Origin of the sequence: Mycobacterium sp. (assembly GCF_044370595.1) — a bacterium.
In the GTDB taxonomy this organism is placed as follows: domain Bacteria; phylum Actinomycetota; class Actinomycetes; order Mycobacteriales; family Mycobacteriaceae; genus Mycobacterium.
In genome coordinates this window covers 1-10907 of sequence record NZ_JBILVF010000119.1, presented here as the reverse complement: position 1 = coordinate 10907, position 10907 = coordinate 1, and the positions used below count along the sequence as shown (strand labels likewise).

Here is a 10907-nt window from a genome sequence, read left to right as displayed (position 1 = left end):
AACCAACGGGCTGACGACCGTGACAACCGTGACACCCACTACCACCGCCGCACCCACCTCGAGCACCACCCCCAGCACAGCAACCACGACCACCACCACGACAACCCCCACAACAACAACAACAACCACGCCCACAACCACGACCACGACCACCACCACGACTCCACCGACCACCACGACCACGACCACGACCACGACCCCGCCGCCAACCACAACCAATCCGCCCACCACGACTGCCCCGCCGACGACGACCCTGGAGCCACCGCCGACGACCGAACCGGTGCCGACGCGACCCACCCCGGCGGAGGAGATCGTTCCGACGCGTCCCGCGCCGGTGGAAGAACCGGCAGCGACGCAGGAGTAGTCGGTGCCATGGCTGGGGTGACACCACCGCGCGCAGCGGACAATGCGGTGCGCGACATCATCGCCGCCCGCACCGGGGAACCGGTGAAAATTCTGCTCGTGGGAGGCGTCGGGAGCGGTAAAAGCTCTGCGCTGGAGGCGGTTCGGCGATCTCTACGCCACACCGGCCAGCGGGTGCTGAGCCGGCCGCCACAGCCGACTGACGATGCCGCCGTCGTGGTCGACGACGCTCACCTGCTTGCCGACGCCGACCTGAAGGCCCTGACCGAGTGGAGCGATCACCCCGCCCGAACCGTCGTGGTGGCCACCGAAACACGCGACCACCGGAGCGCCCTGCGGGGCCTCGAAGCGGCGTTGGAACGTGAGCACCCGCGAATAACCCTGCCGCCGTTGACCAGTGGGGAGATCTCCCAGCTCCTCGCCGATCCGTCCGGCCATCCGTTGCCGCCGGATCTGCTGAGCGCCACCACGGCCGGCACAGCCGGGATTCCTTTGCTGGTCAACGCCGTGGCTGCGGCACCTCGCCCGCCGACCGCATCTGCGATCGTCCAGACGGTGGAATTCGCCCTCATCGAACGACTGCGCCGCCTTGACCCGGCCGAACTCGACGCGCTGCTGATCTGCTCGCTCAGCACGGATCTGGCTGCCGGAGACCTCGCCGTGGTGCTGCGGTCACCGCCCGACAACGCCGTCGATCTCATTGACGCGGTCCGCGGCACCGGTCTGATACGGCCATCACATCCAGCGGAGTTCCGCCGTTCCGTGCACCGGGCGGCTTCCCATCTCGTCGGCGCCACCCGACATCACGAAGTGGAAACCGCACTGCTGCGCCACCAGATCGCATCATCGACGCTGTCTGGTCACCTTGCGATCGAACTGGCAGAACATGGTCTGCGAGACCCGGACCTGGCCCAGTGGCTGGCCGGCCGGGCGGCGAGCTTCCAGGGCGACGCGTGCGCGACCGCGCGCATCCACCGCGCCGCGGTGGACGCCGGCGCGGCGCAAATGCGGGCCGGCCTGGCCGAGGCGTTGGCACTCGCCGGAGATGTGGCCGGGGCAGCCGCGCTGGCCGATCAGTTACTGGATTCGACCCGCGCCGACGAGCGCGCCGACGGGGTGCGAATCGCAGCGAGTGCCGCCACTCACGACGGCAATTACGCCCACGCCGACGAACTGTTCAGGTGGCTGGGCGTCTATCCCGACAACACCGTCGCCGCGGCTGCCGCGCTGGTGTACACCGCAACCGGTGATCTCCCCGAGGCCAGAGCGGCACTGGCAGCCGGTCACGCCGGTCCGCCGATCGCCGCTGCGCGGGCGGCCCGCAGCCTGGCCGAGGGCATCGTGGGGACCGTCGACGGTTCCTACCCCGCTGCGGCGATCCGATTGGGACAGGCGCTGACCGGCGAGCACACCTGCCCGGTGGTGATGCCCGACAGCGCCGCAGCGCTGGTGACGCTCGCCGCGGTGAACAGCGGCGACTCGGTACGCGCGCGCCGTGTGATCGGGCGGGCGGTACGGGAGGTCCGGGAACCGTTGTTCACCGCCCGGCATCGGCTCTTGCAGGGCTGGGTGCGGATGCAGGACGGGCAACTGGCCAGCGCGACTGCTGACGCCGACGCGGTACCGGGCCCGTGCGGCGGTAGGGACGAGTTGTGGGAGGCGGCACTGCGCACCGCCATCGCCCGCCGCTGCGGCGACGCCGGGGCGGTGCAGGCACATTGGTCAGCCGGCATGGACACCCTGGCCGGGTACTCAATCGACCTGTACTGCCTGCTGCCGCTGGGCGAGTTGTGGATCGCCGCCGCCCGACTGCGCCAGCAGGGGCGCATGGTCAGTGCGCTGGAGCAGGCCTTCGCACTGCTCACGTCCCTCGGTAACCCACCGGCGTGGGCGCCGATGCTGCACTGGGCCGGCATCCACGCCGGCATCCTGGCGGGCGACCCGGCGGCGGTGGCACCGCACGGACAGGCGCTGACCGCGATAGCCGAACACAGTGCATTCGCCGCGGCGCTGGCCGCCTCGGGCCGGACGTGGCTACGGGTACTGGCTAATCAGGTAGACCCCCAGGAGGTGGTCGCCGCGGCGCGCGGGCTCTCCGGATTCGGACTGACCTCCGACGCAACGAGGCTGGCCGGGCAGGCTGCCCTGCAGGCCCAGGACGCCCGGGTCTCCGGACTGATGCTGCAGGCGGCCCGGGATCTCAAACTCAGCGTCGGCACCGAGACCAACGGCGCTACCGATCCCGCCGACGTCGCCGCCGACCGGCGGCCCCGGACGGTGTCGACAGCACTGTCGGAACGGGAGCGGGAGGTGGCCGAGTTACTCCTGCTGGGCATGCCCTATCGCGATATCGGCGCGCAACTGTTCATTTCGGCCAAGACCGTCGAGCACCACGTCGCCCGCATCCGGCGCCGACTCGGCGCCGAATCCCGCTCCGAGATGCTGTCGATGCTGCGCGCCCTGATGGCCACCGATGAAAGCCCGGCATCGCCGAATCGGAGGTCATAATCTGACCTCCCTCGCGCGACGACGGCCCGAGGTGCCACTATATGACCGTCACCGCGGATAAGTTACCCGCTGGTAACAACGGCTAAGTTACCGACCGGTAACCAACAAACTGGAGAGGGACGTCGTGGAAACGCAGACTCTCATCCGGCTCGTCATCGGCCTGGCCATGACAGCCATCGTCGGACTGCTCGCGCTCAAGCGGGTCCGGTATCTGACCCAACTCATCAGCTCCGGCCAGCCCACCGCCGATGAACGCGGCCGCAAGAACCACCTCGGCGAGCGGATCGGCAACCAGGTTCGCGAGGTTTTCGGCCAGACCCGGCTGCTGAAATGGTCGATCCCCGGCATCGCGCACTTCTTCACGATGTGGGGTTTCTTCGTGCTGGCCACGGTGTACCTCGAGGCCTACGGGGTGCTGTTCGACCCCAAGTTCCACATCCCACTGGTCGGTAAGTGGGGAATCCTCGGCTTCCTGCAGGACTTCTTCGCCGTCGCCGTGCTGTTGGGCATCATCGTCTTCGCGGTCATCCGCCTGCGCTCTGAGCCCAAGGAGTACGGCCGCGCTTCACGGTTCTACGGCTCGCACACCGGCGGGGCGTGGCTGATCCTGTTCATGATCTTCAACGTCATCTGGACCTACGCACTGTTCCGTGGCGCCGCGGTCGCCGCCGGCAACCTGCCCTACGGCAAGGCCGCGTTCTTCTCCCACGGGATCGGCGCGTTGCTCAAGCCGTTGGGGGTCCACACCAACGAGATCATCGAGACCGTCGCACTGCTGCTGCACATCGGCGTCATGCTGGTCTTCCTGCTGATCGTGCTGCACTCCAAGCACCTGCACATCGGTCTGGCTCCGCTCAACGTCACCTTCAAGCGGTTGCCCAACGCCCTGGGCCCGCTGCTGCCGATGGAGTCCAAGGGCGAATACATCAACTTCGAGGACCCCGCCGAGGATGCGGTGTTCGGCCGCGGCAAGATCGAGGACTTCACCTGGAAGGGCTACCTGGATCTGACGACCTGCACCGAGTGCGGCCGCTGCCAGTCGCAGTGTCCAGCGTGGAACACCGGAAAACCGTTGTCCCCCAAGATCCTCATCATGGACCTGCGCGACCATCTGTTCGCCAAGGCGCCCTACATTCTGGGAACCAAGAACGATGCCGCGAACACCGAGGGTGGGCTGGAGATCGGCGCTGACAACCCGCACCATGTCCCGGAGTCCGGCTTCGAGCGGGTGCCGGCCGAATCACCGTTGCAGGCCACCCGTCCGCTGGTGGGCGACGCCGCCGCCCTGGGCGTGATCGACCCCGACGTGCTGTGGTCCTGCACCACCTGCGGCGCGTGCGTCGAGCAGTGCCCGGTGGACATCGAGCACATCGACCACATCGTCGATATGCGCCGCTACCAGGTCATGATGGAGTCGGAGTTCCCCGGCGAACTCGGCGGTCTCTACAAGAACCTGGAGACCAAAGGCAATCCGTGGGGGCAGAACGCCAAGGAACGGCTCACCTGGATCGACGAGGTCGACTTCGACGTTCCGGTCTACGGCAAGGACGTCGACTCGTTCGCCGGCTTCGAGTACCTGTTCTGGGTCGGTTGCGCCGGAGCCCTGGACGACCGGGCCAAGAAGACCACCAAGGCGGTCGCCGAACTGCTGGCCGCCGCCGGGGTGAAGTTCCTGGTCCTCGGCGACGGGGAGACCTGCACCGGCGACTCGGCGCGGCGTTCCGGCAACGAGTTCCTGTTCCAGCAGTTGGCATCTCAGAACGTCGAGACCCTCAACGACCTGTTCGAGGGCGTCGAGCGAGTGGACCGCAAAATCATCTCCACCTGCCCACACTGCTTCAACACCCTGGGTCGGGAGTACCCCCAGGTCGGCGGGAGCTACACCGTGCTGCACCACACCCAGCTGCTCAACCGGCTGGTGCGCGACAAGAAGCTGGTGCCGGTCTCCTCGACCAACGGCTCCGCCGGGACGCTCACCTACCACGATCCGTGCTACCTGGGCCGGCACAACAAGGTCTATGAGGCGCCCCGGGAGCTGATCGGCGCTGCCGGTGCGCAGCTCACCGAGATGCCGCGGCACGCCGAGCGTGGTTTCTGCTGCGGCGCCGGTGGTGCCCGGATGTGGATGGAAGAGCACCTGGGCACGCGGGTCAACCACAACCGCGTCGACGAGGCACTGACCTTGGACGCGACGACGATCGCGACCGGCTGCCCGTTCTGCCGGGTGATGCTGTCCGACGGCGTCGGTGACCGCGGCAAGGCCGAGCAGGTCGAGGTGGTCGACGTGGCCCAACTGCTGCTGGGGTCGCTGGACCGCGGCGCCATCACGCTGCCGAAGAAGGGTGCCGCGGCCGAACTCTTCGCCGCGACCGCCCCGGCGATCAAGCCGGCCGCACCCAAGTCGGCACCCAAGTCGGCCCCCGCTCCGGAACCGGTCGCCGCGGCGGCGGCTCCGGCGGCTGCTCCGGCGGCTGCGCCCGCTACTCCTGCGGCTCCCGCGAAGGGTCTGGGTATGGCTGCCGGGTCCAAGCGTCCCGGCTCCAAGAAGGCCGCACCCGCGACCGCGCAGACGGCACCGGCAGCTTCGGCTGCACCGGCGGCACCGGTCGAAATCCCCTCCGCCGCAACGGCTCCCGCGGCTCCCGCCGTTGAGGCTGCACCGGTCAAGGGCCTGGGTATCGCCGCGGGCGCCAAGCGCCCTGGTGCCAAGAAGGCCGCCGCGGCACCGGCTGCAGAGCCGACACCGGCTGCGCAGCCTGCTGCGGAGTCGGCACCGGCACCGGAGCCGACGCCGTCAGCCGAGCCGACGGCCGCACACAGCGCGGACGATGCGCCGGTGAAGGGTCTGGGCATCGCGAAGGGCGTCCGCCCGCCGGGCAAGCGCACCTGATTTCTCGCCGAAACCAACGTCGTTTGGCAGCGAAAGTGCGAGTAGGAACCGCCAGAACGTCGACCTCGGCGCGGTGGTGCGTGGGTGTGTCGCCGGCTCCGCCTTGTCCGCCGGTTCCCTCAACGGCGCGCGGGAAGGCGGGCGCCTGAGTGCGACGGCACGTAGCGCAATAGTGCTGCGTTGATGGGGTGGGCACTACGATCAGTCAGCGGGAATTGCGCAACGACAGCGGGACGATCATGCGGCGTGTCGAGGCGGGAGAACGCTTCACCGTCACCAGGAACGGCGTACCGGTGGCAGACCTGCTGCCGCACGATCCGGCAGAAACGGATCGCCGCCGGCGATTCGTGCCGGTCAACGAGATCGCCGCAGGGCTTGCGGGGCTACCCCAGTGGCAGGCTGAACCGTTCGCCGCGGAGATTGCTCACCTAGACGCCTCAGTGGACGACAGTGATCGTGACCCCTGGGAGGACGCGCAGTGAGCGCTGCCCATCACCGGGTGCTGCTCGACACCTCGGTGGTCATCGACTACCCGGCCGCGGCGGTAGCCGCTCACGCCGAGACCGCTTCGGTCAGCACGATCTCCCTTGCCGAATTTGCCTACGGACTGCACACCACGGATCCCCTGCGAAACGCCGCCCGCGAGCAGCGATACCACTGGATTGCCAACACCTTCGACCTGATTCCCTTCGACGCGGGAGCCGCCCGCATCTACGGCGCACTGTGCGCGAATGTGCACACTCTCGGCCGCGACCCGAAGCCCCGGCGATTCGACATGCTCATCGCCGCGGTGGCCGTTGCGCTCGGAATTCCCCTCATCACCCGCAACGAGAACGACTTTCGAGGAATCCACGGCGCACTGTCGGTCATTGCAGTCTCACGCGGCGCCGTCACCCCTGGTTGTTGCGCCTCCAGGTGACGGGCAGCGGACCCAGGCCCGATCCCAGCGAGTCGATGTTGACGCTCAGTTCCGCGGGGTCCACCGCCAGCCGCATGTCGGGGAACCGTGGGATCAGTTGGGCAAGGACCGATTTCAACTCAAGCCGCGCCAGTGGCGCACCCAGGCAATACCGTCTGCCGTAGCCGAAGGACATGGGAGTCGTCCCCTTGCGGGTGAAGTCGGCGACGTCGGGATCGTCGAAGAACGCCGGGTCATGGTTGGCTGATCCGGGGTCCAGGATCACCAAGTCCCCGTCGGCGATCGCGACTCCGGCGATCGCGATAGCCTCCCGGGCGTAGCGCGGAATTCCGGGGTTTGCGTTCATCGTGACCCGCATCAACTCCTCGGTGGCCTTGGGAATCAGCGACGGATTGTCCAGCAGTGCCTGCCACTGGCTTGGCTCGCTCAGTAACTGCGCTACCTGATGCCAAATCTGGACCACCGACGTCTCGAATCCTGCGAACAGCAGAACCATTGCGAGAACAGCGATTTCGACGTCGGCAAGGTCGTCTTCGGTGCACAGAGATGAGATCACGTCGTCGCCGGGGTGACAACGCTTGTCGGCGACCAGGCCGGCGCAGTAGTCGATCAGCGCCGCCATGCCCTGCAGGGACTCGTCCGCGTCCGCCTCGAAGGCGCAGGCGTGTACCCACACCTGGAATGTCTCCCGGTCGCTGTAGGGCACCCCCAGAAGTTCGCAGATGACCAGGACTGGAAGCGGCAGCGCGAGTTCCGCGTGCAGGTCCGCGGGCGGGCCGGCCTGTTCCAACTGATCCAGCAGTTCTGCGGTGAGTGCCTCCACCTTCGGCTTCAACGCCTGCAGCCGTCGGACGGAGAAGTGCGGGTTCAGCAGCGAGCGCATCCGATCGTGGCCGGTGAATTCCGCGTCGTAGTCGCCGATCGGACCGCCGAACAGGGCCGAGGCCCGGCTGCGCGGCGCGGTCGTCGGGGTGCGGTGCGACCGGCCGAGACGGTCGTCGTCGAGCAGTTCCCGAACCTCGGCGTAGCCGGTCACCAGCCAGGCCGCGTCGCCGGTCGAGGTGCGCACTCGATGGATGGGCCCCGAGGCGCGCACCGCCCGTAGTTCAGTTCCCGCCCGCAGTGGGTGCGGCTGCGGAAGCGGCAGTTGAACAGTCAGGATCCGTTGCCAGCCCTGGCCGCTGCACGGTGGCTGCCATCCCGTTTGGCGGCCTTGCGCTTCGGCGTGACGTCCTTCGTGGAGGCCGATGCCGTATCTGCCGAATCCGCAGGTTCGGCCGGGGGCGCGGGTTCGGCAGCGGGTGCGGGTTCGACAGCGGGCGCGGGTTCGACAGCGACGGTCTTGTCGGAGACCGGATCGGCGCCTACCGGATCCGCAACGGTGGCCGGGGATTCCGGAACCGCTACAGCAGAGGGTAATTCGCCGGCAGCAGCGGCCGCCGGGGCCGCCTTTGCCGTCGGCGTCGTCTGCAGAGCGACCCTGGCCGTCCACTGCGCGGCCTGGAAGGACGTGCGGATGCTCGGCACGAAGTTGTCGGGGATGTCGGTTGCCGGGTTGAGGATCGGCCCGGTCTGCACGCCCGCTCCGGTGTTCAGGTTGAACAACGTGCCGGGGATACCGGACGGCCCCAGCGTTCCGTTGACGGCGGCATTCCAGGCACCTTCCCAGTCGCCGGTGCCCAGGCTGGCGAACACCTCGTTGACGATCGCGGCGGTCTTCTCAAACAGTATCTTGGTGCCGCCGATCGCCGCACCGGCGAAGGTCGTCAGGATCTGCGGAAGCACGGCCAACAGCGCCTCGGCCCTGGCCCCGAAGTTGGTCAGCACGTAGGTCGTGGCGTCGATCACGGCTTTAGGGGCCTCCGCCCAGTTGCCCGTCGCCAGATTGCGGGCGGCGAGGTTCAGTCCGCTGAGGAAGACGTCGGTGTAGTCCTCGGCGTTGAGCTGCCACTGCTGGACCGCCGGCAGGTACGCCTCGAAGGTGAAATTCGGCAGGAAGCCCACGTAGAAGTAATTGCCCAACTCGGGCTTCTGGGTGAGCAGGTAGTTCAGCGTGTCTCCACCGGTCTGGTCGAATCCGGCGAAGGGCCAGTTGGCCTCCCCGGCGCCGGGCGTCGGGGCGTCGGCGCCGTTGTAGTAGCTGCCGAAGACGTAGTCCTCGCCTACCTCCCCGGAGTCGAGTAAGGCCACGATGGGGTTTTGCCATGCCGTCAGGGCGAACTGGTCGGTCGACGGCACTGACATCGCAGCGAGCAGTCGTCCGGCATTGTCGACCGGTGCGGTGATCACGGCAGCCGCGCCGACCGTAGCAATTACCCCCGCCACCAAGGGCGCACGAAGTGTCTCAAGCACTGTCCCTGATTCCTTTACTGTCTGCTGAAAATCCGCTCGCGGCGTCGACCTGGGCGCCACGTCGGGACGCTACCCGGCCGAGCCCACCCCAGGGATGGGTGAAATTACCCGAATTTCGGATCGGCTAGGCAGGAGGCCTTGGGGCCGCATGGCTTCCGTTGGGGTGCCGGTGGTCAGCCAGGTTGGCCGTTGGTGCCGGGAGTTCCAAAGGGCCCCGGCCCCGCCCTGCCGCCTCGACCACCCGGGCCGCCGGTTCCGCCTGATGCCCCCCCGGCCCCGCCGTTTCCACCGTTGCCGCCGTCACCGTTGTATGCGGTGGAGTTCCCGCCGTCGCCGCCGGACCCGCCGTTACCGTTGACTGTGCCCCCGGGGCCGCCGGAGCCGCCGACACCGCCGGCGCCCGGCGGGGGAGTGTTGCCAAACCCGTTGCCGACCTGCCCGGCGCGGCCACCGTTGCCGGCGGCGGCACCTGCACCCCCGGTCCCACCGGTCCCGCCAGTGCCCCTGGCCCCACCGCCGCTGCCGCCGTTGCCACCAATGCCGCCGTCGCCGGAAATGCCGCCGTCACCGCCGTCACCGCCGATGCTGCCGGTGCCGCCGCGCCCGGGCACCCCGAACCACCCCGCACCGGCCCGCCCGCCCTGTCCGCCGTCGCCTCCCGGACGAGCGGCCGCGCCGGCGCCCCCGGCGCCCCCGGCGCCGTCGGTGCCGGCAGGAGAAATGAAAATGCCGCGGGCGGCGCCGCCGTTCCCGCCGGCGCCGCCGGCCGCGCCAGCGGAACTGGCTCCACCGACTCCGCCCGCGCCGCCCGTGCCGCCGTCGCCGACCGAGAGTGGGGTGTCGCCGCCCGCCCCGCCGTCCCCGCCGCGGCCAGCATTGCCGCTTTGCCCGGCGGCTGCGCCTTGGCCGCCTTGTCCGCCGTTGCCGGTGAGGGTGCCCCCCCGTCCGCCGGCGCCGCCGTTACCCCCGGCTCCGCCGGGCGCACCTTGTCCGCCGTTGCCGCCGGTGCCACCGGCCAATCCTTGACTGAACGCGTCGAGACTTTCAGGGAAGCGGTAATCAGTTTGTCCCGGGCCGCCGTTACCGCCGTCACCGCCGTTGCCGCCCTGCCCGCCGGTCCCGGCTGCCCCGCCGGCCCCGCCGTTGCCGGTGCGCCCGGCGTCGCCGCCGGCCCCGCCGTTGCCGCCAGCCCCGCCGGCCGTGCCGTTGAATCCGTTGATTCCGTTGAATCCGGGGGTGCCACTGGCGCCGTCACCGCCGTTAACGCCGTTGAAGCCGCGGCCTCCATTGCCGCCGATACCACCGGCACCACCGTCCCCGGAGATCACCCCGGCTTTCCCGCCGGCGCCGCCGTTACCGCCGGCCCCGCCGACGGCGTTGACCTGGGCCCGGTCCCCGGTACCACCGTTACCGCCGTCACCGCCGTCGCCGTTACCCACGGCGTCACCGCCGGGCCCGCCGTCACCGCCGCGGCCGCCGGCCGTGCCGTGCCCGCCGTTACCGCCGTTACCGCCATCAGCGTCGGGCCCGCCGGCCGGGGGGCTGTAGCCCGCTCCGCCGTTGCCACCGTTATCGCCGTCGGCGCCGGGCAGCTGGGCGGCCCGCAACAGCGGGGCCTCCCCGTCCGCACCCGGGGTCGACCCGGCACCGCCCTGACCGCCGGCACCCTCGATCCCCGGGTCCCCCGCGTCCCCGCCCTCACCGCCATCTTTGTGGGTGGCGTCCCCGGCCGCGCCGTCACCGCCGTCACCACCGAGGCCGTAGCGGCCCCCGGCACCGCCGGCACCACCTATGCCGGCGGCACCCCCAGACACCAAGTCCTCAAATAACGATCGCAACGTTTCACTTGGCCCAGGGCCGATCACCCAGATCGGG

Annotated in this window: 7 protein-coding genes and 1 pseudogene; 4 read left to right on the top strand and 4 right to left on the bottom strand. The window is 69.4% G+C overall.

Features of this window, described 5'->3' with window-relative positions; all coding sequences use genetic code 11:
* Positions 1–297, bottom strand: a 297-nt coding sequence (locus ADBZ5N_RS13995; protein ID WP_526258316.1) for a hypothetical protein, incomplete at its 3' end; no start/stop codon positions are given.
* A 75-nt stretch (positions 298–372) separates the two neighbouring features.
* On the opposite strand from ADBZ5N_RS13995, the gene iniR reads away from it, so the two are divergent.
* From iniR to ADBZ5N_RS13975, 4 genes are all read left to right on the top strand, one after another.
* Positions 373–2871, top strand: coding sequence for an isoniazid response ATPase/transcriptional regulator IniR (iniR, locus tag ADBZ5N_RS13990; RefSeq protein ID WP_526258314.1), 2499 nt, complete (start codon positions 373–375; stop codon positions 2869–2871).
* Positions 2872–2995: 124 nt separating this feature from the next.
* A complete protein-coding gene (locus tag ADBZ5N_RS13985) occupies positions 2996–5761 on the top strand; it encodes a (Fe-S)-binding protein (protein ID WP_526258312.1) in 2766 nt (921 codons plus the stop codon).
* A gap of 188 nt (positions 5762–5949) precedes the next feature.
* On the top strand, positions 5950–6243 hold the full coding sequence (locus tag ADBZ5N_RS13980; RefSeq protein ID WP_526258310.1) for a type II toxin-antitoxin system Phd/YefM family antitoxin: 294 nt from the start codon (positions 5950–5952) through the stop codon (positions 6241–6243).
* Positions 6240–6680: a PIN domain-containing protein gene (locus ADBZ5N_RS13975; RefSeq protein ID WP_526258308.1), complete on the top strand. Its 441-nt coding sequence runs from the start codon at positions 6240–6242 to the stop codon at positions 6678–6680. Before ADBZ5N_RS13980 ends, ADBZ5N_RS13975 begins: the two co-directional genes overlap by 4 nt.
* Here the strand turns inward: ADBZ5N_RS13975 and ADBZ5N_RS13970 are convergent.
* From ADBZ5N_RS13970 to ADBZ5N_RS13960, 3 genes and pseudogenes are all read right to left on the bottom strand, one after another.
* Positions 6652–7749 (bottom strand): cytochrome P450, encoded by a 1098-nt coding sequence (locus ADBZ5N_RS13970; RefSeq protein ID WP_526258306.1) that lies wholly within the window; start codon positions 7747–7749, stop codon positions 6652–6654. The genes ADBZ5N_RS13975 and ADBZ5N_RS13970 overlap by 29 nt on opposite strands.
* Before the next feature lie 86 nt (positions 7750–7835).
* A complete protein-coding gene (locus tag ADBZ5N_RS13965) occupies positions 7836–8969 on the bottom strand; it encodes a hypothetical protein (RefSeq protein WP_526258304.1) in 1134 nt (377 codons plus the stop codon).
* Between the two features lie 236 nt (positions 8970–9205).
* A pseudogene (locus ADBZ5N_RS13960) lies at positions 9206–10907 on the bottom strand (PE family protein); the annotation flags it as partial.